This window comes from Pseudomonas sp. NPDC087358 (assembly GCF_044900785.1).
GTDB lineage: Bacteria > Pseudomonadota > Gammaproteobacteria > Pseudomonadales > Pseudomonadaceae > Aquipseudomonas.
This window is the reverse complement of the sequence record NZ_JBJDOA010000012.1, coordinates 89,070-112,393: the sequence shown is the minus strand read 5'-3', so window position 1 is coordinate 112,393 and position 23,324 is coordinate 89,070. Positions and strand designations below refer to the sequence as shown.

Genomic DNA, 23,324 nt, shown 5'->3' with positions numbered 1-23,324 from the left:
AACCCTTACGGAACACACCCCTGTGACACTGGAACAGAACTACACGGAGATTCTTGGTCAACTCGGCGAGGACGTCTCCCGCGAAGGCCTGCTCGATACCCCGAAGCGTGCGGCCAAGGCCATGCAGTATCTTTGCCGCGGCTATCAGCAAAGCCTGGAAGAAGTCACCAACGGTGCGCTGTTCAGCTCCGACAACAGCGAAATGGTCGTGGTCAAGGACATCGAGCTGTATTCGCTGTGCGAACACCACCTGCTGCCTTTCATCGGCAAGGCCCATGTGGCCTATATCCCGAGTGGCAAGGTGCTGGGCCTGTCGAAAGTCGCGCGGATCGTCGACATGTTCGCCCGCCGCCTGCAGATCCAGGAAAACCTCAGCCGCCAGATCGCCGAAGCCATTTCCCAGGTCACCGGCGCGCTGGGCGTGGCCGTGGTCATCGAAGCCAAGCACATGTGCATGATGATGCGCGGAGTCGAAAAGCAGAATTCTTCGATGATCACTTCGGTGATGTTGGGTGAGTTCCGCGAAAACGCCGCCACCCGCACCGAGTTCCTCAGCCTGATCAAATGATCCGGGCGTCCTGAAAGGCCGTGACGCCCTGTTGTCGCGGCTGTCTGGCGGTACTGTCCGCCGAGCGAGGTTTCAAGCATGTTGATGAAGGCATTGAGGGTTGGCCTGGGCCAGCTGGTCATTCTGGTCGATTTTCTGACCCGGCCCGCCAGGAAAAAACGTTCGCCCCAAGCGCAGGCAGCGGTCGAGGCATCGGCAAAGGATCTGACCCTGTATCAGTTCCAGGCCTGCCCGTTCTGTGTAAAGACCCGCCGCACGCTGCGCCGACTCAACGTCCCGGTGGCGCTGCGCGATGCCAAGAACAACGAGCTGGACCGCCAGACGCTGCTGACCGAAGGCGGCAGGATCAAGGTGCCTTGCCTGCGCATCGAAGAGGCCGGTCAGACGGTGTGGATGTACGAGTCCAAGGTGATCATCGATTACCTGGAGCAGCGCTTTTCCGCGGTTTGATCGATCTCACAGCCCCTGAAACCTACAGATGCTTAATCGCCCCCTGGCGGTTTCCATAGCCCAAACACGGCGTCAACGCGGGCAGCCCTCATCGCGACACTCGGTGTACGCCTTCAACTGCTCGACCCGGACCCTGGTCTGCGCCGACAGGCACTGCGCCCGGGCGAGCGGCCACAGGCTACCGCCCTGCTCGCGCTTGCCGACCTGATAAGCGCAGTCGGCGTCGCGAAACGCAATCCACTGCTTCTGCGCGTCCTGCAGCGCTTTCTTCCGCGTCGGGGTCGTCAGGTAGGCCATCTGGGTCTTGTATTGAGTGTTCAGCTCGGCATCCAGCGCCGCATATTCCTTGCTCGCGCACTGATTCATCGACGCCTGACTGGCATCGCAGTCTTCAGCCTGGGCCGAGCAGCCAATACCCAACGCCATGAACATGCCAAGCGCTATCATCATGTACCGCATCGAACTCTCCCTTGTGATTGATCGCCCGGCCTGAAAATGAACGGGGGCGCAGGGTAAAACAGCGCAACGGCGCGTTTCATCCCGCTCAACCTTCAGACATAAAAAAACCGGCCACTGCTGCCAGCGCCGGTTTTTTTATTCATTCAGGGTCAATCCAGCATGCCGACATAGCCCGGCTGCTGCCTGATTCGCTCAAGCCACTGCTCAATAGCCGGGAACTGCGTCAGGTCAAAACCACCCTGATGCGCGACATGGGTGTAGGCGTAGAGCGCGATGTCAGCAATGGAAAAGTGCTCGCCTACCAAAAACGGCGTACGCATCAGCTGATGCTCCATGACTTTCAGCGCCTTGTATCCACGCTTGTGCAGCACGCGATACTCCTCCAGACGCTCTTGTGGCAACCCCAGATAAAACTCAATGAAACGGGCCACGGCAATGGCCGGTTCGTGGCTGTATTGCTCGAAGAACTGCCACTGCAGCATCTGCGTGCGCAGACGCGGCTCGGTCAGCAGATACGGCGTGCCTTCGGCCAGAAAGTTGAGAATCGCGTTGGACTCCCACAGGCAGGTGCCATCCTCGAGTTCAAGCACCGGAATCTTGCCGTTGGGGTTTTTCGCCAGAAACGCCACAGTCTCGGTTTCGCCGTTGAGGATATCCACCGGCACCCATTCATAGGTTGCGCCCAGCAGGCTGAACATCAGCTTGATCTTGTAGCAGTTGCCCGAATTGTAATCGCCGTAAACTTTGTACATCTGCTGCTTCTCCCCTCAACCCTGCTCGTTGATGCGTGTGCGTAATGTATCAGGCCGCCTGGGCGGTCTGCGCGTGGCGGATGACCTGTGCCAATCGTTTCAACCCCTCGTCCAGGCGCGCAGGATCGATGTGACTGAAGTTCAGGCGCAGGTAGCCGGGATTGGCGTCCGGATCGGTGAAAAACGGCTCGCCCGGCATGAATGCGACGTTTTGCCCCAGCGCCGTATCGAGCAGCGTGCGCGTGTCGAGTTTCTGCTTGAGCGTCAGCCAGAAAAACAGCCCGCCCTGAGGGCTGTTCCACTGCGCCAGATCGCTGAAATGCCGCTGCAGCGCCGCTTCGAACTGGTCCCGGCGGGTACGGTAAAACCCGCGCAACTCTGTCAGGTGCTGTTGATACTGTTGGCTGCCGATCCACTGCAACGCCTGCCACTGTCCAACGCGGTTGGTGTGCAAGTCAGCGGCCTGCTTGAGCTTGAGCAGATGAGGGAACAGGTCGGGCGTGGCGATCAGATAACCGACACGCAGACCCGGCATCAGTGTCTTGGACACGGTGCCGGTGTAGATCCAGCTGGCTTTGGCAAGGCGGCTGACAATGGGCCGGGCACTGCCGCCATCGAAGGTCAGCTCCCGATACGGCTCGTCTTCGATCAGGGTCACGCCGAACTCGTCCAGCAACGCCGCCACCGCGTCGCGCGCACCCTCGCTGTAGCGCACCGCCGAGGGATTCTGAAACGTCGGAATCAGGTAGGCGAACGCTGGCGTGTGTTGCTCCAGGCGCTGACGCATGACCTGCAGATCCGGCCCGTCGGCCAGCAGCGGCACGGTCAGGCAATCGGCGCCGAACAGCTGAAATATCTGCAACGCCGCAAGGTAGGTCGGGCCTTCCAGCAGAATCTCGGTGCCTCGGTCGATGTACAGCTTGGCCGCCAGGTCCAGCGTCTGCTGCGAACCGCTGACGATCATCACCTGGCTCGCCTGGCAGTCGATACCCAAGGCACGCGCCTGGGCAGCAAGCGCCTCGCGCAGTTGTGGCTCGCCTTCGCTCATGCCGTACTGACCAATGCTGCGCGGCATGTCCGACCATTGGCTGTGCGGCAACATGGCCTCGGCTGGCAGGCCGCCGGCGAAGGACATCATGTCCGGGCGCTGGGCGGCGGCGAGAATTTCGCGAATCAGAGAACTCTTCAGACGGGTGACGCGTTCGGAAAAAGCCATGAGATCACCACTGGCGGAAATAAATGGAAATACGTCAAACTGGTTGACCGAAATTACGATACCGAACCCGGATACGTCAATATGCTTGACCTTAAAAATTCATCGACCCAACAGATCGCCATGGAAGCGTTTTTCTATGGCTACCAGGCGTTCACGGCCAAAGCCGATGAGATGCTCGACCGTCGAGGATTGAGCCGGGTGCATCAGCGCATCGTGTTTTTCATCGCGCGATATCCGGGCCTGAGTGTCAAGGAGCTGCTCGGCGTCCTGGGCGTGAGCAAGCAAGCGCTGAACACGCCGCTGCGTCAGCTGGTCGAGATGGAGCTGGTGCTCAGCGCCGCCGCCGAAGATGACAAGCGCAAACGCCTGCTGCAATTGACCGCTGAAGGACGAAAGTTCGAGGAGTCGCTGCGCCGCGAACAGGTCAAGCTGCTGCAGCGAGTGTTCGCCGAGGCTGGCCGTGAGGCGGTGGATGGCTGGCTGGCGGTGAATCAGGCGTTGGGTAATACATTCAAGGCGAAATGATCGACTGCGCCGGCAGCAGGGTGCATACAGGCCATAGCCTCGGTTCGCAATGTTCGCGTAGCAGCATGGCTTGCCGGCGGTGGCGATTGTCAGCACGCCAGCGCCGGCAAGCCGTGCAGCAATAGGTCTGGGCCATATCCGACAACTGCGGCGTTCCGTGCAACTGTGCCGACTATTGCGCGTATGGCTGTATCGCAACCAATTGTGACAACTGCGTATAGGCTTGCAGCTCTGTTCACACTGCCGTTTCCAAGGATAGACCGCATGACTGACGCGACTCACATACCCTTGCGCCCGCTGACCGACTCCTCGCCCTCAGCCATCGTTGCCGGGTTCATCGCCATGATGACCGGCGTTACCAGTTCGCTGGTGCTGATGTTCCAGGCCGGCCAGGCCGCGGGCCTGAGTTCGGCGCAGATTTCCTCGTGGATCTGGGCGCTGTTCATGGGCATGGCGGTCTGCAGCATTGGCCTGTCGCTGCGTTATCGCTCGCCGATCACCGTGGCCTGGTCAACGCCCGGGGCGGCGCTGCTGATCACAAGTCTGGGCGGCGTGGCCTACCCCGAAGCCATCGGCGCATTCATCACCTGCGCGATTCTGGTGATCATCTGCGGCGTCACCGGCAGCTTCGAACGCCTGGTCAAACGCCTGCCCACATCACTGGCCGCAGCCTTGCTGGCCGGGATTCTGTTCAAGATCGGCAGCGAGATTTTCGTTGCCGCGCAGCATCGCACCGGCCTGGTACTGGGCATGTTCTTCACCTACCTGATCGTCAAACGCTACTCGCCGCGCTATGCCGTGCTGGTCACCTTGCTGGTCGGGGTGGCGCTGTCGGCCATGCTCGGGCTGCTCGACTTCAGCGGCTTTGCGCTTGAGGTCGCCATGCCGGTCTGGACCACCCCGGCGTTTTCCCTTGGCGCAACCATCAGCATCGGCATTCCCCTGTTCGTGGTCGCCATGACCTCACAGAACATGCCGGGCATTGCGGTGCTGCGCGCTGACGGCTACACGGTTGCGGCTTCACCGTTGATCACCGCCACCGGCCTCGCTTCGCTGATCACCGCGCCCTTCGGTGCCCACGGGATCAACCTGGCGGCCATCAGCGCGGCGATCTGCACCGGCCCGCATGCCCATGAAGATCATGCCAAGCGCTATACGGCGGCCATCTGGTGCGGGATTTTCTACGCCATCGCCGGAGTCTTCGGCGCAACGCTGGCTGCGCTGTTCGCGGCGTTTCCGAAGGAGTTGGTGCTGTCGATTGCCGCACTGGCGCTGTTCGGCTCGATCATCAATGGCCTGACGGTGGCCATGAACCAACCGAAGGAGCGTGAGGCGGCGCTGATCACCTTCATGGTCACCGCATCAGGGCTGACGCTGTTTTCCATCGGCTCGGCGTTCTGGGGAATTGTGGCGGGGGTTTTGACGTTGCTGATTCTCAACTATCGCAAGTGATATCGATCCATTGCAGGAGCCAGACACACCGCATTCTCTGTAGCAGTCCGGCTTGCCGGCGGTGGCGTCCTTGAAATCGCTACCGCCGGCAAGCCGGACTGCTCCATGAATTGATCGAAAGGCATCGCTTACAACCTGAAATGCCCCACCATCCCCTTCAACTCCATGCCCAGCGATGCCAGCTGGATGCTCGAAGCGGCGTTGCCTTGCATGGCCAGGGCTGACTGATCGGCGCTGGCGCGGATGCTGGTGACACTGCGGTTGATCTCTTCGGCCACCGAACTCTGCTCTTCGGCGGCAGCCGCGATCTGCTGGTTCATCTGCTGGATCAACGACACCGCCGCGGCAATGCTGCCCAGCGCGCTTTCGGTTTGCAGTGCGTCGCTGACCGCCAGCTTGACCAGTTCGCCACTGCTCTGGATCTGCGCCACCGAGGCCTGCGCACCGTTTTGCAGGCTGATGACCAGGCGCTCGATTTCTTCGGTCGATTGCTGGGTGCGCTTGGCCAGGGCCCGTACCTCATCGGCGACCACGGCAAAGCCCCTGCCCTGCTCGCCGGCACGCGCAGCTTCGATGGCCGCGTTGAGCGCCAGCAGGTTGGTCTGTTCAGCCACGCTCTTGATCACACCCAGCACCTTGCCGATGTTGTGGATTTCGGCACTCAGATTCTCGATGCTGTTGCTGGCCGAACTCGCTGACGTCGCCAGTTGCTCGATGCGTTGCATGCTCTGGCGCACAACCGCCTGGCCGCTGTCGACCTTGCTGTCGGCCGTCTGCGCGGCCTGCGCCGCTTCTTCGGCGTTGCGCGCAACATCATGCACAGTGGCGGTCATCTGGTTCATGGCCGTGGCGACCTGCTCGGTCTCTTCTTTCTGAGTGCTGACTTCCAGATTGGTCTGCTCAGTGACGGCCGACAGCGAATGCGCGGAGCTTGCCAGCTGCTCGATGCCCGCCTGCAAACCGCTGACCATGCCGCTCAGCCCGGCACCCATCTGCTGCATGGCCTGCATCAACTGACCGATTTCATCCTTGCGCGTGACCTTCACCGTGCCGCTCAAATCGCCGGAAGCGATGCGCTGGGCCGTGGCGATCACACTGCGCAGCGGCGCAACAATGATGCGGGTAATGATCAACGCCGCAATCAGGCCCACCAACAACGCCAGAACCGAGGAACCGATGATCTTCAGCGAGTTGGCCTGCAGCTCGGCGACCATCGACTGGTCCTCGGCGTCGTAGGCCTGATTGACTTGCTGCACGACGGTCTTGGCGTTGGCCGCCAGCTGCTGCGACACCTTGGCCTCGTCAGCCAGCAGCCCGGTGTATTCATTGAGTTTGTCGCCGAAGTTGGTGATATGCCCGCCCACTTCGGTCAATACGGTGAGATAACCGGCGTCCTTGATCACACCCTTGAGCTGCTCGGCGAGCTCCTGAGCCTGTACCGCCTGTTCGATCTTGCCAGTCTTGGCCTCTTCGCCGGAGCCGGTCTTGCGGCTCTTGTCCAGACGCACCCGCGCCTCGTCCATGGCCTGCATCATCAGTCTGGAAATCTGGCTGACCTGGGTCGACTGTTCGATGAACTCCGCGCCCTGCTGGCCTTGGGAGTCCTTGAGGCTGTAGGCACCGTCGTCTGCCAGGCCGGCCTGCAGCACATCAAGGTTATTGGCCACGCTGGACACCGACCAGCTGGCCATTTCCAGCGCCAGATCCTTGCTCTGGCTGATGCTGACGAATTGGTCGAAGGATTTGCGATAAGCCGCCAGCGCCTCCTGCACCTGGCTCATGAGCTGCAGGTTGACCGCCGAGCTGGACTTGAGTTGTTCAGCCTGGGCACTGAGTGCATCCAGCCGCGCGTGCAGGTCATCGACCGTCTTGGGGTCGCTGTGCAGGGCGAAGTCCTGCTCCAGCAGGCGCACGCGGTTCAGATCGGTATTGAGTGCGGTCATTTGCTTGAGACTGTCGAAATGCACGCTGATCGAGCGCAGTGACCAGACCCCGATGGCGGCGACCAGAGCCGTCAGCAACAGCACCAGCATGAAACCGATTGCCAGTTTCTTTGCCATCCCGAGATTGGCGAAACGCGTTTGCACGGCCCAAATCATACGGTCAGTCCCCCATTACAGCTAAAAGGCGCACACAACGAGGCCATGTCCAGCACGGCCATTCAATTTTCGTGCAGATTCGCAACGGCTGGGCAGCAAAACAAGTCTTTGACGTCGCAATAATGGCAATTAGCTACGCCAAGGTCGCTTCCAGAATGGTTATCGGCGGCGCCGGGATCTTCAACAGCCACCACTGCGCTGTAGCGGCTGTGAATATGCGACCAATGCGACCAAAGGTAACGCGCCAGGACGGCGCAAAACCTCAATTGGGCTGCGAGGCTGTGCCCCGGTAACGCCCGCGCTCAGGAACTCAGCGGGCTGCCGGGGCTACGGTGAGGGTGCCGCGGTCGGCATCGAGCAGCGCCTGACTGCCCAGCGCCACCGCCAGATTGCAGTCGCCGTGGCCGATGGACAAACCGCCCAGCACGGGAATGCCCAGACCGCCGAGGCGTTCGTTCAGCACGTCGGCAGGCTTGACCGGATTATTGCCGTGGCCCGGCTCGCTGAACTGGCCGACGGCGATTGCGGCCAGACGTTGGAGAATCCCGCAGTTACCCAGATGCGTCAGCAGGCGATCGACCCGGTAAGCCAGCTCGCCGACGTCCTCGATCAGCAGGATCGCGCCTTCCAGGTCCGGCATGAACGGGGTGCCTGCACAGGTACTGAGCATGCTCAGGTTGCCGCCCAGCAACAGGCCGTTCGCCACCCCCGAGGTGCGCACGCTGAAGGTCGGCTCGCCGGGATCGGCATGCACCAGCATCGGCTCGGCGCTCATCAGGGCATGCTTGAGCGTGCTGGCGAACGTCCCGCCGCGCTCCAGTTGCGCCGCCACGGGTCCATGCACGGTGACCAGCCCCGTCTTGCACCAGAGCGCGGCGTGCAAGGCGGTGATGTCGGAAAAGCCCACCACCAGTTTCGGATCACGGCGTACGGCGTCGTAATCCACCTGCTGGAGGATACGTTGCACGCCATAACCGCCACGATTGCACAGCACCGCACGGATTTCCGGATCGGCCAGCGCGTCATTCAGATCGCTCACGCGATCGGCGTCGCTGCCGGCCAGAAAGCCTTCGGCGTCCAGCGCATGGGGATAAACCCGCGGGCGCAGGCCCCAGGAGGTCAGCTCGCGTACTGCCGCCTGAACCCTGGCTTGAGCAACGGGACCGGCTGGCGATACCAGGGCAACGGCATCGCCAGCACGCAGGACGGCAGGGTGAAGGGTCGGGCGCAACGCAGACATCTGGACAACTCGGCGGGCTTTCAAATGAACAGGCAATGTAGAGCACTCACTGACATGAATCCAGAGGCCGGATCAACTCATCTTGTCAGTCGGACCTGGCCCGCGAGGGACCTGAAAGCGCGTGACACTCTTGCGCAGCCAGCCGATGAATCCTGCGGGGTCGCTGGTCACCGGCTTGATTTCCAGCAACGAGGCCCGGGCCTTGAGGCGAAACTTCGCAAGCCCGGCCAGTGCGCCGATCAGCTCGCTGTGTTGTTGCAGCCAAGGCTCCAGGTCTGCTTTTTCAATCCGGTAGATCATGCAATCAGTGTAGGCGCAGAAACGCGCCATGGTCGGGGTGGCGTCGACAAAGCCGGTCTCGCCAATCAGCTCGCCCGGGCCCATGCGCCCGACTTCCAGCCAGCCTTCCGGGCGCTGCACCGAGGCAGACAGCACGCCGGACTCGATAATGTACAGCGCGTCAGGCACTACGCCCTCGGCCAACACCACGTCCTTGGCCGAGTACGCACTCAGGCGCATGTGCTGCTCAAGTTGGCCACGGTCGTCGTCGCTGAGCATGCGCAGCGCACCGACCGTGTTCAGTACCGCCGATTGCCGGGTGGAGGGACGCGATTGATCGTGTCGGGTTTCGGTGGAGGCCAGTTGCCGGTGAATCAGGTCAAACAACTGATTGCGCACGGCAGAGCGCCGGTCTCGGGACTTCACATAGCCGGTGACCTCGTACTCGACGCTGCGCAACCCGGACTTGACCACCACCGCCGACGCCTTGGGCTGGGCGAGCAGTTCACGGCAGCCTTGCAGGGCCTTGTCCAGCGAATCCAGGACCAGGCTGGGGCGCAGACGCGCAGGCAGTTCGATGCTCAGGGTGACAGAGTGGAAATGGTCGGGACGGCTGAAATTGACGATACGGGTCTTGGCCGCCATGGCGTTGGGAATCACCGCCATGCTGCCTTCGGAGGTCAGCAGATGGGTGGAGCGCCAGTCGATTTCGATGACCTTGCCTTCGATATCGTCGACGCGAATCCAGTCATCGACCCGGAAAGGCTTGGTGGCGTTGAGCACGATCCCGGAAAACACATCGCCCAATGTGCTCTGCACCGCCAGGCCGAAGATGATCGCCACTGCCCCGGACGTTGCCAACAGCCCCTTGACCGGCAGATCGAGCACGTAACCGGCCGCCGCCACCGCTGCGACCAGGAAGATGATCGCGCCCATGACATCCTGCAACAAATGGCCCTTGCCACCGATGCGCGGCTCCATGACCACGATGGCCAGCACGGTCAGCGTACGCGCGCCGAACAGCCACCAGGCAATGGTCAGGATCGTTGCCAATACATGACGCGGTACCGACCACTCGATCGGCACCGGGTACAGCGGACTCAGCCCGCCATCGAGCAGGGCCATGCTGAACAGCACGAACAGCACCAGCCGACAGGCCAGTTTGCGTCGCAGCAACCTGGGGTGCATCCACTGCCAGAGCAGCAGATCGATGATCATCAGCACCGCGGCACTGAGTAATGGATAGGCGAACCACAGATGATCCATCGAAGCTCCCGAAGGGTGAACAGCCCAAGGAGCTTAGCTGACATACCGCCTCAGCAAAGACCGGCATGCAGCCGCACGCCTTGCCGGCGGTGACGACCTTGAGATCGCGACCGCTGGCAAGCCGGACGGCTACCGGGCATGCAGTGTGTCAGCAAATGCCACCCTCGCGGCCCCTGGGCCCACAGCAATGCGCCAGCGGATCTGCCGAATCAGAATGCTGTAACCCCGCCGTCCACCGCCAATGAATGCCCCGTGGTAAACGCAGCACCGTCGCTGCACAGGTACAGCACGGCAGCGGCGATTTCCTCGACCTTGCCGATGCGCCCCACCGGGTGCATGGTGGCGGCGAATTCGGCCTTGCGCGGGTCGGCTTCATGGGCGCGGCGGAACATGTCGGTGTCGATCACCGCCGGGCATACCGCGTTGACCCGGATATTTTTCTTCGCGTACTCGATGGCCGCCGATTTGGTCAGGCCGATCACCGCGTGCTTGGAAGCTGCGTAGATACTCATCTTCGGCGCGGCGCCAAGCCCGGCTACCGACGCCGTGTTGACGATGGCGCCCCCGCCTTGGGCCAGCATCACTGGCAACTGGTATTTCATGCACAGCCAGACGCCTTTGACGTTGACGCCCATGATCGCGTCGAACTCGGCTTCACTGCCTTCGGCCAGACGGCCCTTCTCGATTTCGATCCCGGCGTTGTTGAAGGCGTAGTCCACCCGACCGAACACCTCAACGGCCCTGATCATCATCTGCTGCACATCGACTTCCCGGGTGACGTCACAGCGCAGGAACAATGCATCGCCGCCTGCCTGACGCACAAGCTCAGCGGTGGCTTCACCGCCGTCGCTGTCCAGATCCACCACCAGCACCTTCAGACCCTGTTCGGCGAACGCCAGCGCCGTGGCCCGGCCGATGCCTGCAGCGCCGCCGGTGACCAGGGCTACCTGGCCGGAAAAAGTCATGCTCATGGGATCGTCCTGTGTTGTGCTTTTTATTAGGAAAGGCGTGCTGCCCGTAGCGCCGCAGTTTAGTCAGGCTCGATGCGCCCGGGTCAGCACTATCAAAGCCCCGGTTACGGGGTCATGCGTGGCGGTGATGAAGCCTGCGCAAGACATCATCTGAATGGATCGACGCGCATTCGCTCCATGGGGTTTGCTTGCCCTGACCCTGAACCGGGTCTATCACTGCATATCCTCTGCGAGCCGCCTGTTGCTCCCCAACCCCTTCCACAGAGAACCTGCCATGACCGCTTTGAATAACCGTCAATTTCTTCTTGCCCGCCGTCCCGTGGGCGCTGCCGGGCGTGATGACTTCACCTATCAGACCGTCCCGGTTGCGGACCTGGCGCCGGGACAGATTTTGGTGAAGAGCGAATACCTGTCGCTGGACCCGGCCATGCGCGGCTGGATGAACGAGGGCAAGTCCTACATCGCGCCAGTAGAACTGGGCGCCGTGATGCGCGCATTGGGGGTCGGCAAGGTCATCGAATCGCAAAACCCGAAATTCGCCGAAGGTGACTACGTCCAGGGCGTGCTGGGCGTGCAGGACTATTTCGTTGGAGAGCCCAAGGGTTTCAACAAGGTCGACCCCAGGCTTGTGCCGTTGCCGGTGTACCTGGCCGCGCTCGGCATGACCGGCATGTCGGCGTATTTCGCTTTGCTGGAAGTCGGCCAGCCCAAAGCCGGCGAAACCGTGGTGATCTCCGGTGCCGCGGGCGCCGTGGGCAGCATCGCCGGACAGATCGCCAAGATCAAAGGCTGCCGGGTGATCGGCATCGCAGGCGGCAAGGACAAATGCCAGACCCTGATCGACGAGTTCGGCTTCGATGGGGCCATCGATTACAAGAACGAGGACATCCACGCGGCGTTGAAGCGCGAGTGTCCGAAAGGTGTGGACGTGTATTTCGACAACGTCGGCGGCGATATCCTCGACGCGGTGCTGACCCGCCTGGCGCTCAAGGCTCGCGTGGTGATCTGCGGCGCCATCAGCCAGTACAACAATAAAGAGGCGGTCAAGGGTCCGGCCAACTACCTCTCGCTGTTGGTCAATCGCGCGCGCATGGAAGGTTTTGTGGTCATGGATCACGCCGAACACTTCGCCAGAGCAGGCCAGGAAATGGCCGGATGGCTGGCCCAGGGCAAGCTCAAGAGCAAGGAGCATATCGTCGAAGGCCTGGAAACCTTCCCCGAAACCCTGCAGATGCTGTTCAAGGGGGAGAACAGCGGCAAGCTGGTGCTCAAGGTTTAACCCCTTTCCCTTGTAGGAGTGAGCTTGCTCGCGATTGGGCTCTATCTGCCACGGCTATGTTGGCAGACAGACATCAATCGCAAGCAAGCTCACTCCTACAGGGGGCTCTGTCGACAAGACGGACACCGCGCTTGCTGAAATCACGCTGAACAACTCAACGATACTGCTGCCAAAACCACCAGAAGGCGCACTCTGGTGTAAGCTCTTGCGCTGTTGATTTGACCATTGAGAGGCTTATGCGGGCTCCTTTCCGACGTTCTACCCTGGCAGCGTTGCGCGGCTTCGAGTCGTCCAGCGCGGCGATCACCATCCTTGCGGGCGCCGCCGACTATCGCCGTACGCTGCTTGAGAAAATCGCCTCGGCGACTCAACGCATTTACATCGTCGCCCTGTACTTGCAACAGGACGAAGCCGGCCAGGAAATCCTCGACGCGCTGTATGCCGCCAAGGCCGCCCGGCCGACGCTGGACATCGTGGTCCTGGTGGACTGGTTCAGGGCCCAGCGCGGGCTGATCGGCGCCGGCAAGCAGGCGGGCAACTCGGCGTGGTATCAGGCGCAGAACCTGGAGCACGATCAGGAAGTGCCGATCTACGGCGTACCGGTACAGACCCGCGAACTGTTCGGCGTGTTGCACCTCAAGGGCAGCGTTATCGACGACTGCGTGCTGTACACCGGCGCCAGCATCAACAACGTCTACCTGCACAAGCTGGGCAAGTACCGCCTGGATCGTTACCAGCTGCTGGAAAACAAGAGCCTGGCCGATTCGTTTCAGCGTCTGGTGCAAGAGCACATCCTGCCGTCCGAAGCCGTGCATCGGCTGGACCTGCCCTCGCCGCCAACCTCGCGCAGCCTGCGCGGGGAAATCCGTCAGTTTCGTCAGCGCCTCAAGCGTGCCAGTTACGACATCAATGAGGGTGTCCGGGAAAACGGCGAGTTGCGCCTGATCCCGCTGCTGGGGATCGGCAACAAAAACCCGCTCAGCAAGGTGATCTGCGACCTGATCGCCGCCACCGGTGAGCAGCTGACCCTGTGTACGCCGTATTTCAACATGCCGCTGTCGGTCAAGCGCGAGATCAACCGTGCGCTCAAGCGTGGGGTGAAGATCGATATCATCATCGGCGACAAGACCGCCAACGACTTTTTCATCCCGCCAGAGGAGCCGTTCAAGGTCATCTCTGCACTGCCCTACCTGTATGAAATCAGCCTGCGCCGGTTCATGCAGAAACATCAGACCGCTGTGGACAAGCATCGCCTGAACATTCATCTGTGGAAAGACGGCGACAACACCTATCACCTCAAGGGCCTGTGGGCCGACGAGCGCTACACCCTGTTGACCGGCAACAACCTCAACCCGCGGGCTTTCCAGCTGGATCTGGAAAACGCGGTACTGATCGACGACCCCAAGGGCCAGTGGCTCAAGCCGCGCGCTGAAGAACTGGACATGCTGATGCGCAACACTCACCGCGTCGGCAAGTTCGATGAGCTCGATACCTTGAGCGAGTACCCGCTTGGCGTGCGTACCTTCCTGCGCCGGGTCAGCCGGGTTCGGGTCGAACGGCTGCTGTACCGGATTCTCTGAGCGATGGCCGCAACGCTGCCGATGCCCGGCGGATCACCTGCAAGCAGCGCACCCACGCCATTCGGCCAGAATCAGGTGCCCGTCACTGCACCAGTGGCGCGCCAGCTTTAATCTTCAGGCTCATCAATCAATTTGCGCAGCAGGTACAACATCGCCACGCGCTCGGCCGGGTTGAGCTTGCTCAGGGTTATTTCAGTGATCCGCGCGGCACGCGGCACGGTGTCCTGGACCAGGGTCAGGCCGCTGGCCGTCAGGCTGCAGATGACCTTGCGCCCATCCTGCAGGTCCGGCTCGAGGCTGATCAGGTCGCGCGCCTTGAGCCGCTCGACGATGCCGCGAATGGTTGCCTGGTCCACAGCCGTGGCCCTGACCAGTTCGGTCTGCGAGCTGGGACCGTGGTCACGCAGTGCACACAGGGTGACAAACTGCACGGCCGTAAGCTGCGACTCACCGACGTTCTGCTGGAAAATCGCCAGATGCCGCTGATAAGCCTTGCGCAGCAGGTGGCCGACCTGCTCGGAAAAGGTGTAGTCCTGATTATTATTGGAAGTGTTGTCAGTGGACACGGATGACTCGTCAGCGAGAGGGTGTTAGAGGTGGGTACATTAACGGTTGCGCGCAGGGAGGGGAATCATCGGGGCGGTGCCGGTGTTGTTCGGCCTGCCGGCGACCTTCATCAGAGGCCGCGGCGGCGCTACAGGGTTCGCCTTGCCGGCAAGGCGGGTTAGTCGGAAAGTCAGGCTCAGCGCGATGTTGCTTCGGTTAGAAGGCCATGGAAGGTCTGCGGTCAGAGTCCAGACCCGCTGTGTAAAATCGCTTGTCCTATCCCACCAACGCAATCAGTTGCTGGCGTTGTGCATCGGTCAACAAAGGCCCCATGGCGGCAGCGGCATTCTCTTTCATGTAGCGAGGATTACCAGTCCCTGGAATCGCACACGTCACCGCCGGGTGGGAGATCAGAAATTTCAGCGCCAACTGCGCCCAACTGCTGGCCTGCACCTCGCCTGCCCAACCTGGCAAGCGTTTGTCCCGCAGGCGCGCGAGTAAGCCACCACCGCCAAACGGGCGATTGCAGATGACCGCAACCCCACGCTCCCGGCACAAGGGCAGCAATCGTTTCTCCACGCCCCGGTCATCCAGCGCATAGTTGATCTGCAGGAAGTCCAGAGGCTCAGCCCTGATCATGGCTTCGACCTCGTCATAGGCCGAGGGTGTGTAGTGAGTGATGCCGATGTAACGGATACGGCCCTGCTCCTTCCATTGACGCAGGGTCGGCAGATGGATTTTCCAGTCCAGCAGGTTGTGGATCTGCATCAGGTCGATGCGCTCGGTCTGCAGCAGACGAAAGGACTCCTCCATCTGGGCGATGCCTGCTTCACGGCCACGGGTCCAGACCTTGGTGGCGAGGAACGCAGGCGAACGGGGTTGGTGAATCGACAGCAACTCCCCGGTGGTCTGTTCGGCGCGGCCGTACATCGGCGAGCTGTCGATAACGATACCACCTGCCCGAAACAGCTCGTCGATCACCTGTGGCAGGAGCTTGTAGGCGTCGCTGCCCGGTTCGACATCGAAGCCGCGATAGGTACCGACGCCGATCATCGGCAGCGCTTCGTCAGTGGACGGTATGTTGCGGGTAAGCATTTTGGCGTCTCCTTGTGGGTCGGACCGCGCGTCGGACATCACCTGCGCCGCCCTGCCCTCGAGCGCCAGCGCCGCAGATGCGCACGCAGCCAGCGTGAGCAGCCGTCTACGGGTAAACAGGCCCGACTCGGTCATGGGGAAACTCCTGAGCAGGCAATGAGTGATCGACTGTTCCAGACCGGCATCGGTTCAACGGGCCTTTGCTCCACCGGCGAAGATCGCGGGAACACTCAACGCTTGCCGCACGTCACAACTGAAGCACAGATCACGGAGCCGACGAAATGAAAACACTGATCACCCTGAAAGAACTTGCCGAAGCGGACCTGCGGCCGTACGCAGAAGTCCGGCTGACCACGCCGCAGGCGCTGGCCGGTGACGACCACAAGGAGGATGTATTGTGCCTGTGGCGCGCCGAGCAGATCGCCACCCACGACATGCTAAGCGAAGGCACTCACGACCAGAACGTGAAGGTGCTGTGGCTGGTGGTTGATGACATCGATGATACAAAGCAGGTACTGGACATGGAAACCCTGGTGCGCGACCGCCTGCGGGCATTGGGGCTAAGGGGAGAATTTTATCCGGCCGAAAGAGGCTCGGGGCAGGCCGCGATGGGCTGATGCCTGGCGGGGTTGAACGGCCAGCGGTAAACCCCGCCAATGCGGGGTGTTGCTACAGGGCATGGTATGGGGTCGCAGCATGGCGGTACGCCGCAAACCTGGAGCAAGCTTGCTGGCGATCTGCCGCGAAGCGGCAGTCAACCTTGCCAACGCGGTCCGCCTGATGCACCGGAGCGATCAGGGTCCTGACCCGATTACTTCTTCAGCGCGTCATACGCTTCCAGCGCGTGCATCGAGTAGATGTACGCAGCGCCGGCATTCAAGGAAATGGCGGTGGCCAGGGCCGCAGCCACTTCCTCGCGGGTAGCGCCGGCTGCGATGGCGGCTTCGGAGTGGGCGCCGATACAGCCGTCGCAGCGGGTGGTGATGGCCACGGCGATGGATATCAACTCGCGGGTCTTGGCATCGAGTACATTGTTTTCCGCAGCCGCATCGCCCAGAGCCATGTAGGCCTTGACCATTTTCGGGTTGGATTTGGACAACGAGCCGAAGGATTGCTTGATGGTGGAAACAAGGTCGGACCAATTGCTGAACATGGTGGTATCTCCTGAGAGCGGCGACTAGACTGCGCCGGGAACACAAATAGTGTCCGCCAACGGCGTTCGGGTAACTTGCTCGTTTGGCTCATTTCTTTGTCCGAAAGTCGCATATGAACGCCATCGACACCCTCATCAGTCTAGCCAACGTGCGCGGCAGTCTTGACCTGCGTTGCCAGTTCCAGGGCGACTGGGCGCTGGATCACGAGCAGGAGCCCGGCGGCATCGCGCCCTATCACGTGGTGCTGGCTGGCGAATGCCGGGTCGAACTGCCGGGCGGTCGCCGGATCAAGCTGTCAGCCGGCGATATCTTCGTCTTGCCCGGCGGTAGCAGCCATCTGCTGCTCAGCGGTGGGCAGCGCGTGGCGGCGACCCAACCGCAGCTGCAGCAAGGCGGCCTGCTGCCGGTGCAGCGCTTTGGTGACGGCGTCGAACTGGACTTGCTCTGTGGGCGTTTTGTCTATCAGCGCGACTCCCTGCTGTTTTCATCGCTGCCCGACCACCTGTTGATTTCCACTCAGGTCCTCAGCAGCACCGATCCCCTGCCCTCGCTGGTGGCGTTGCTGCGCAGTGAGGCGGACGGCGATCAGGCAGGCGGCCGGTTCATGGTCAATGCCCTGACTGCGGCGCTGTTTACCCTGGTGCTGCGGGCGCACCTGCAACAGTCACCGCAGCACGCAGGCAGCCTGGCCTTGCTCGGTGACAAACGTCTGGGGCGCGCTTGGCAGGCGATGCTCGCAGAGCCGGCCCATGACTGGACCATCGAGGCCCTGGCCGACCTGGCGAGCATGTCCAGGGCGACCTTCATGCGCGCCTTCGGCAAGCTCAGCGGCAGCTCACCCTGGACCCTGCTCACCCAGGTGCGCATGCAAATGGCCTATGGCTTGCTGAGCCGTTCACAAAGCGGTCTGAGCGACATCGCCGCGCAGGTGGGTTATCAATCCCAGGCGGCCTTCAGCAAAGTGTTCAAGGACACCTATGGCTTGGCGCCGGGGCAGCTGCGGCGCAGCCTGGAACGCTGATTCGTGCGTAGTCGCAGGTCGGGGGCGAGGGTCCGCTTGCCGGCACTCATCAAATCGCTGCCGCCGACAAGCCTGACGACGACAGCAATTGGCGCTCGCTTTTGCGGTTTCGATGAAACCGGCAGCCAACCAACCTCAAGCGGGCGGCTTGACCCCCAGTCTCTTCCACATCGCCTTGGTCAGACGCTGGGTATTCTTGTAGCCCGCCCACGGATCGGCCTTGAGCTTGCGCAGACGCTTCTGCAGGTTGCCGATGTTCCATTGCGCTGAGGACTTCAGGCTGCCCAGTTCGTCACGGGTCACTGGGACGGAAACCGGCAAGCCAGGCCGGGCACGCGCGGAATACGCGGCGACGGTACTGGCCCCGCGAGTGTTGCGCAGGTAGTCGATGAAAATCTTGCCGACCCGGTTCTTTGGTCCCGATGTAGCGGTGAAGCGCTCCGGCAGTTGCTGTGAAATGAACTGCGCCAGCGCCTTGGCAAAGGCCTTGACCGTGTCCCAGTCAGCCTTGCGCGCCAGCGGCACGATGATGTGCATGCCTTTGCCGCCGCTGGTCTTGATGTAGGCATCCAGGCCCAGTTCATCGAGCACCGCCAGGGTCATCTGGGTGGCTTCGATCATGCTGCGCCAGGGCAATGCGGAGTCCGGATCGAGGTCGAGGACAAAATGATCGGGCAATTCGATCTGATCGTACGTCGAGCCCCAGGTATGCAGTTCGACAGTGCCCATCTGCGCCGCACCGACCAGCGCCTGGACGCTGTCGATTTCCATCAGCCGCGCATGACCGGGATCGAGCTTGGGGTCCAGCTGCTTGATGTTGGGAATGGCCAGACGCTCGGCGTGCTTCTGGAAAAACTGCTCGCCCTCGACACCCTCCGGACACCTTAGCAACGCCACCGCGCGGTGGTCCAGATGCGGCAGAATCCAGTCGCTGATCGATTGGTAATAATGCGCCAGATCGATCTTGTGCAGGCCGCTCTGGGCATCGATCACCCGCTCCGGATGGCTGATCAACACCCCCGCCACATCGATCCGGTCGTGGTCCTTGGCGGCTTTCTTGCTACTGCCAGCAGGTTTGTCTTTGCCATCGAGCTGACCGGGTTCGGCGGGTTCGGGTTCGGCCTTGGCTTTGCTCGCCTTGGGCTTGAACGGCGCCTTGATATCCTTGGGCGTCCTGGGGTATTCGTGGACCACCTCGCTGGCTGGCTTATCGCTGCGCAAGGCGATAAAGGAGGAGTGACGGATAATCCCTTCGCGGGTCCATTCGCCGAACTCCACTTCGCCGACCAGGGTCGGTTTGATCCAGTGCACACCACGGGCCTGTGCACTGGTGACTTTCTTGGTCAGCGGCGAGGCCTCCTGCTCCAGCGGTTTCATCTGTTCGAGCATGTCGACCAGCATCTTCTGGTTGAAACCGGTGCCAACTCGCCCGGCATACACCAGCCCCGCCCCCTCCTCGTTGACTGCCAGCAGCAGCGCGCCAAAGCCTGCGCGCGTACCTTGCGGTTTGGTGAAGCCGACAATCACGAACTCCTGACGCTGCTTGCATTTGAGCTTGATCCAGTCAGGACTGCGCCGGGATTGGTAGACGCTGCCGGCGCGCTTGCCGATCACCCCTTCCAGGGACAACGAGCAAGCGCTTTCGATGATGTCGCGGTGGCTGGCAGAGAACGCATCGGAAAACCGCAGCAAGCGGTTTTTCTGCTTACCCAAGAGTTTTTTCAGCGCTGCCCGTCGTGCTTCCACGGGCGTGTCGCGCAGGTCCTGGCCATCGAGAAACGGCACGTCGAACAGGTAATAGACGATGTCCTTGCTGCGGCCGATCTCGAAGGCATTTTGCAGCGCCTGAAAATTCGGCAAGCCGGCGTCGTTGAGTACCACCATCTCGCCGTCGAGCCAGCCGTCACCCAGCTTCAATTCACTGATGGCTTTGGCCTGCAACGGCAGACGCTCGGTCCAGTCATGGCCGTTGCGGGTGATCAGTCGCACGTCGCCATCAAGGATCCGGGTCATGATGCGGTAGCCGTCGAACTTGACCTCATACAGCCATTGGCCTTCTGGGGCGGTGTCCATCAGCGTCGCCAGTTGCGGTGCGAGTTTTTCCGGGACTACCGACTTCCGGCTGGCAGCCTTCTTAGCCGCCTTGCTGGCAGGCCCAGCCTTGTCCGTGACGGGCGTAGTCTTCTTCGCATCGGGCGATGCCGCTGCGGCCTTGCGCCTGGCAGTTTTGGCCGGCGCCCGAGCATCGCCTACGGTCGCGCCGCTGACCACGCTTTCTGGCTTGTCGACGACGATGTCGTATTCATCGGCAGAACGCACTGCCTGATCTTTCTCCTTGATCAACAGCCATTGCTCCTTGTCGCCGCTGCCGCGCAGATGGGTGCGAACCAGCGCCCAGTCACCGGTGAGCTTCTCGCCGATCAGGGTGAATTTGAGCTTGCCGTCCTTGTAGGTTTGCTGTGGATCGCCGTGCGGCTGCCAGATGCCGCGGTCCCAGACGATCACATCGCCGGCGCCATACTGCCCCTCGGGAATGCTGCCCTCGAAGCTGCCATAACCCAGCGGATGGTCTTCCACGTGGACCGCCAGACGCTTGTTTTTCGGGTCAAGGCTCGGCCCCTTGGGCACCGCCCAGCTCTTCAGTGTCCCGTCCAGCTCCAGTCGAAAATCGTAGTGCAGATTGCGCGCATCGTGCTTGTGAATGACGAAACTCAGCGCCTTGCCTGTGCTGCGAGCGCTTTCCCGGGTTTCAGGCGGCTCGGAGGTGATGTCGAAGTTACGCTTGCGGGTGTACTCACTCACAGGTTTTGCCATGATCGATCAGACCTCTGCGGCTGGGTTCCCGACGCACGATGCCTCAGGACGCCTTGGTCGCTTTCTTCCTCGCAGGGGCACGCCGTTTGGCCGGGGCAACATCATCAGCGGCTGCGGTTTTGCTCTTGCTGGCAGGTTTGGTTTTTTCCGGGGCCTTGGCCGAACCACCACGGCTGCCCAGACTGCGTTTGAGCAATTCGGTCAAATCGATGACATCAGCGGATTTACGCTCGGTTTCGCCAGCGTCGGTCTCCACATCTTCGATCTTGCCCTCCCGGGCCTTGGTCTCGACCAGCGACATGATCTGGTCCTGGAACGTGTCGCGGTATTCCTCGGCATCCGGGGACCATTCGGCGCTCATGTCCTCAACCAGACGCTTGGCCATGTCCAGTTCGCTCTTGCTCAGTTTGACGTCCGTGGCCTCCTTGGGCAGATCGAGGTGGCTCACGCCGCGCACTTCGGCAGGCCAGCGCAGCAACACCAGGATGATCGCCGACTCCAGGGGCATCACCGCCGCCAGGTGCTGGCTGGTGCGAATCACCACATGCGCCAGCGCGACCTTGCCGGTGTCGATCAGCGTCTGCCGTAACAAAGCGTAGACCTTCTCACCACGCTTGTCGGGTGCCAGAAAGTACGGCGTGTCGATGTTCTGCAGCGGGATCTGGGCGCTGTCGACAAAACCGAAGATATCGATGGTTTGCGTGGACTTGGGGTGCGCGGCGCGAATCTCTTCTTCGCTGATGACCACATAGCGACCTTTTTCGTACTGCACGCCCTTGACGATGTTCTCCTTGGTGATTTCCTTGCCGGTGACCTTATTTACCCGCTTGTAGCCAACCGGGTCCATGCTGCGCTTGTCCAGCCAGTCAAAGTCGACGCCTTCGCGCGACGTCGCGGACACCAGTGCCACAGGAATATGCACCAGCCCGAAACTAATCGCGCCTTTCCAGATTGCCCGAGCCATCGCCGTATTTCCCAAGGAGTGTGTTTAGCAGTGACCGGGCCGGGCGGGGAAAAGTTTCGGGAGAAACGACGGGTGTCCAAGCGACAACGTCCGGCATTGTTTTCATGCATGAAACATATCGACCCGCCGCGTCTTCTTAACGCTACGAAAAAGCGTTAGCCTCTCGGCAAACATGCCTCCGTTTCCCATGCGCCGTGCCAGACCCTGCACCCGCGCCATGCCCAGTCGAGTACCCACATGACCTCCATGCCCAAGCCTGCCCCCGGTGCTGCCATGACCAAGGGACTGGCGATCCTGTTCGCGTTCTGCTGCGGCGCCATCGTCGCCAACATCTATTACGCCCAGCCCATTATCGGGCTGATTGCGCCGGACATCGGGCTGTCCAGTACCCTGGCCAGTTTCATCGTGTCGTTGACGCAGATCGGCTACGCCCTGGGCTTGTTCTTCCTGGTGCCACTGGGTGATCTGCTGGAAAACCGTCGATTGATGATCATTACCACTGCCGTGGCGATCCTCAGCCTTTTGAGTGCGGCGTTCGCGCAGACCCCCAACCTGTTCCTGCTGGCGTCGCTGCTGGTGGGGTTCAGCTCGGTGGCGGTGCAGATCCTGATCCCGCTGGCGGCTCACCTTGCGCCTGAGGAGACGCGCGGGCGTGTGGTCGGCAGCATCATGGGCGGCCTGTTGCTGGGTATCCTGCTGGCCCGGCCGGCTTCCAGCCTGATCGCCGATCACTTCGGCTGGCGTGCTGTGTTTGGCACGGCGGCGGTGCTGATGTTGCTCATCAGTGGGGTGCTGGCTACCACCATCCCGAAGCATCAGCCATCCCATAACGCCAGTTACGGGCAACTGCTCAAGTCACTGTGGACCTTGCTGCGCCAGCAACCGGTGCTGCGTCAGCGGGCGTTCTATCAGGCGTGCATGTTTGCCACTTTCAGTCTGTTCTGGACCGCGGTGCCGTTGGAGCTGGCGCGCAATCACGGGTTGTCCCAGAGCCAGATCGCCATATTTGCCCTGGTGGGCGCCATCGGTGCCATCGCCGCGCCCTTCGCCGGGCGTCTGGCAGACGCCGGGCACACGCGCATCGCCAGCTTGTGCGCAATGCTGTTTGCCGCCTTGAGCTTTCTTCCCAGTCTCGTCCAGCCGTCCTATGCGGTGATCGGTATGGCGCTGACCGGCGTGGTCCTGGATTTCTGCGTGCAGATGAACATGGTCCTCGGCCAGCGTTCGGTCTACGCCCTGGACGCCAAGAGCCGCAGCCGCCTGAATGCGCTGTACATGACCAGTATTTTCATTGGTGGCGCCATAGGTTCAGTGATTGCCAGCGCCTTGTACGACCACGGCGGCTGGACCTGGATCGTGATTACCGGGACGGCTTTCCCGCTGCTGGCGCTGCTGGCTTTCTTGAAGAATTCGGCGCACAACCACGGGTAAATCATCGTGTGGGCGCACCCGTGCCTCCAGCAGTCCGGCTCGCCGGCGGTGGTGATTTCAGACCGTCACCGCCGGCAAGCCGGCTGCTACAGGGACCGGTGTGAACCTGCATGTCTTGAGCGGCTTTGAGCAATTGACCCGAAGCGGCATCAAATCAGGTAGG

At 61.6% G+C, this 23,324-nt stretch carries 20 protein-coding genes and 2 pseudogenes; 9 read left to right on the top strand and 13 right to left on the bottom strand.

Annotated elements, in window-relative coordinates; all coding sequences use genetic code 11:
* Positions 1-22 precede the first annotated feature (22 nt).
* Both folE and ACI2KS_RS23750 read left to right on the top strand, forming a co-directional pair.
* Positions 23-568 (top strand): GTP cyclohydrolase I FolE, encoded by a 546-nt coding sequence (gene folE, locus ACI2KS_RS23755; RefSeq protein ID WP_404623445.1) that lies wholly within the window; start codon positions 23-25, stop codon positions 566-568.
* A gap of 78 nt (positions 569-646) precedes the next feature.
* Entirely contained in the window at positions 647-1,018 is a 372-nt protein-coding gene (locus ACI2KS_RS23750) for a glutathione S-transferase N-terminal domain-containing protein (RefSeq protein WP_404623444.1), read from the top strand.
* Positions 1,019-1,090: 72 nt separating this feature from the next.
* Here ACI2KS_RS23750 and ACI2KS_RS23745 read toward each other — a convergent pair whose 3' ends face one another.
* The 3 genes from ACI2KS_RS23745 to ACI2KS_RS23735 form a co-directional block, all read right to left on the bottom strand.
* Entirely contained in the window at positions 1,091-1,477 is a 387-nt protein-coding gene (locus tag ACI2KS_RS23745; RefSeq protein ID WP_404623443.1) for a lysozyme inhibitor LprI family protein, read from the bottom strand.
* A gap of 149 nt (positions 1,478-1,626) precedes the next feature.
* The gene (locus tag ACI2KS_RS23740) at positions 1,627-2,229 is read right to left on the bottom strand and encodes a glutathione S-transferase family protein (RefSeq protein WP_404623442.1); all 603 of its coding nucleotides are present in this window, start codon (positions 2,227-2,229) and stop codon (positions 1,627-1,629) included.
* A 49-nt stretch (positions 2,230-2,278) separates the two neighbouring features.
* Positions 2,279-3,445, bottom strand: a complete 1,167-nt coding sequence (locus ACI2KS_RS23735) for a PLP-dependent aminotransferase family protein (RefSeq protein WP_404623441.1) — start codon at positions 3,443-3,445, stop codon at positions 2,279-2,281.
* 81 nt (positions 3,446-3,526) lie between these two features.
* Here ACI2KS_RS23735 and ACI2KS_RS23730 point away from each other — a divergent pair, with 81 nt between their 5' ends.
* Both ACI2KS_RS23730 and ACI2KS_RS23725 read left to right on the top strand, forming a co-directional pair.
* The gene (locus ACI2KS_RS23730) at positions 3,527-3,970 is read left to right on the top strand and encodes a MarR family transcriptional regulator (protein ID WP_404623440.1); all 444 of its coding nucleotides are present in this window, start codon (positions 3,527-3,529) and stop codon (positions 3,968-3,970) included.
* Between the two features lie 264 nt (positions 3,971-4,234).
* On the top strand, positions 4,235-5,422 hold the full coding sequence (locus tag ACI2KS_RS23725; protein WP_404623439.1) for a benzoate/H(+) symporter BenE family transporter: 1,188 nt from the start codon (positions 4,235-4,237) through the stop codon (positions 5,420-5,422).
* 128 nt (positions 5,423-5,550) lie between these two features.
* Here the strand turns inward: ACI2KS_RS23725 and ACI2KS_RS23720 are convergent.
* From ACI2KS_RS23720 to ACI2KS_RS23700, 5 genes and pseudogenes are all read right to left on the bottom strand, one after another.
* Positions 5,551-6,147 (bottom strand): annotated as a pseudogene (locus tag ACI2KS_RS23720) (methyl-accepting chemotaxis protein); the annotation flags it as partial.
* Between the two features lie 264 nt (positions 6,148-6,411).
* A pseudogene (locus tag ACI2KS_RS23715) lies at positions 6,412-7,482 on the bottom strand (HAMP domain-containing protein); the annotation flags it as partial.
* A 349-nt stretch (positions 7,483-7,831) separates the two neighbouring features.
* Positions 7,832-8,761: an LD-carboxypeptidase gene (locus tag ACI2KS_RS23710; protein WP_404623438.1), complete on the bottom strand. Its 930-nt coding sequence runs from the start codon at positions 8,759-8,761 to the stop codon at positions 7,832-7,834.
* Between the two features lie 72 nt (positions 8,762-8,833).
* Complete coding sequence (locus ACI2KS_RS23705; RefSeq protein WP_404623437.1) at positions 8,834-10,306, bottom strand: mechanosensitive ion channel domain-containing protein; 1,473 nt, start codon at positions 10,304-10,306, stop codon at positions 8,834-8,836.
* A gap of 209 nt (positions 10,307-10,515) precedes the next feature.
* The gene (locus ACI2KS_RS23700; protein ID WP_404623436.1) at positions 10,516-11,277 is read right to left on the bottom strand and encodes an SDR family oxidoreductase; all 762 of its coding nucleotides are present in this window, start codon (positions 11,275-11,277) and stop codon (positions 10,516-10,518) included.
* A gap of 274 nt (positions 11,278-11,551) precedes the next feature.
* Here ACI2KS_RS23700 and ACI2KS_RS23695 point away from each other — a divergent pair, with 274 nt between their 5' ends.
* The gene (locus ACI2KS_RS23695) at positions 11,552-12,556 is read left to right on the top strand and encodes an NADP-dependent oxidoreductase (protein ID WP_404623435.1); all 1,005 of its coding nucleotides are present in this window, start codon (positions 11,552-11,554) and stop codon (positions 12,554-12,556) included.
* A 236-nt stretch (positions 12,557-12,792) separates the two neighbouring features.
* Entirely contained in the window at positions 12,793-14,136 is a 1,344-nt protein-coding gene (pssA, locus tag ACI2KS_RS23690) for a CDP-diacylglycerol--serine O-phosphatidyltransferase (protein ID WP_404623434.1), read from the top strand.
* 107 nt (positions 14,137-14,243) lie between these two features.
* Here the strand turns inward: pssA and ACI2KS_RS23685 are convergent, their stop codons facing one another.
* Together ACI2KS_RS23685 and ACI2KS_RS23680 are read right to left on the bottom strand one after the other, a co-directional pair.
* Positions 14,244-14,702 carry a MarR family winged helix-turn-helix transcriptional regulator gene (locus tag ACI2KS_RS23685; RefSeq protein ID WP_404623432.1) on the bottom strand — a complete coding sequence of 153 codons (459 nt, stop codon included), beginning with the start codon at positions 14,700-14,702 and terminating at the stop codon, positions 14,244-14,246.
* A gap of 256 nt (positions 14,703-14,958) precedes the next feature.
* On the bottom strand, positions 14,959-15,912 hold the full coding sequence (locus ACI2KS_RS23680) for an aldo/keto reductase (RefSeq protein ID WP_404623431.1): 954 nt from the start codon (positions 15,910-15,912) through the stop codon (positions 14,959-14,961).
* A 146-nt stretch (positions 15,913-16,058) separates the two neighbouring features.
* On the opposite strand from ACI2KS_RS23680, the gene ACI2KS_RS23675 reads away from it, so the two are divergent.
* A complete protein-coding gene (locus ACI2KS_RS23675; RefSeq protein ID WP_404623430.1) occupies positions 16,059-16,394 on the top strand; it encodes a hypothetical protein in 336 nt (111 codons plus the stop codon).
* A gap of 194 nt (positions 16,395-16,588) precedes the next feature.
* Here the strand turns inward: ACI2KS_RS23675 and ACI2KS_RS23670 are convergent, their stop codons facing one another.
* On the bottom strand, positions 16,589-16,930 hold the full coding sequence (locus tag ACI2KS_RS23670; protein WP_274132548.1) for a carboxymuconolactone decarboxylase family protein: 342 nt from the start codon (positions 16,928-16,930) through the stop codon (positions 16,589-16,591).
* A 113-nt stretch (positions 16,931-17,043) separates the two neighbouring features.
* Here ACI2KS_RS23670 and ACI2KS_RS23665 point away from each other — a divergent pair, with 113 nt between their 5' ends.
* Positions 17,044-17,952, top strand: a complete 909-nt coding sequence (locus tag ACI2KS_RS23665) for an AraC family transcriptional regulator (protein WP_404623429.1) — start codon at positions 17,044-17,046, stop codon at positions 17,950-17,952.
* Between the two features lie 135 nt (positions 17,953-18,087).
* Here ACI2KS_RS23665 and ligD read toward each other — a convergent pair whose 3' ends face one another.
* Both ligD and ACI2KS_RS23655 read right to left on the bottom strand, forming a co-directional pair.
* Positions 18,088-20,766 (bottom strand): DNA ligase D, encoded by a 2,679-nt coding sequence (ligD, locus tag ACI2KS_RS23660; RefSeq protein ID WP_404623428.1) that lies wholly within the window; start codon positions 20,764-20,766, stop codon positions 18,088-18,090.
* 43 nt (positions 20,767-20,809) lie between these two features.
* On the bottom strand, positions 20,810-21,730 hold the full coding sequence (locus ACI2KS_RS23655; RefSeq protein WP_404623427.1) for a Ku protein: 921 nt from the start codon (positions 21,728-21,730) through the stop codon (positions 20,810-20,812).
* Between the two features lie 237 nt (positions 21,731-21,967).
* On the opposite strand from ACI2KS_RS23655, the gene ACI2KS_RS23650 reads away from it, so the two are divergent.
* Positions 21,968-23,161 carry an MFS transporter gene (locus ACI2KS_RS23650; RefSeq protein ID WP_404623426.1) on the top strand — a complete coding sequence of 398 codons (1,194 nt, stop codon included), beginning with the start codon at positions 21,968-21,970 and terminating at the stop codon, positions 23,159-23,161.
* Positions 23,162-23,324: the final 163 nt, after the last annotated feature.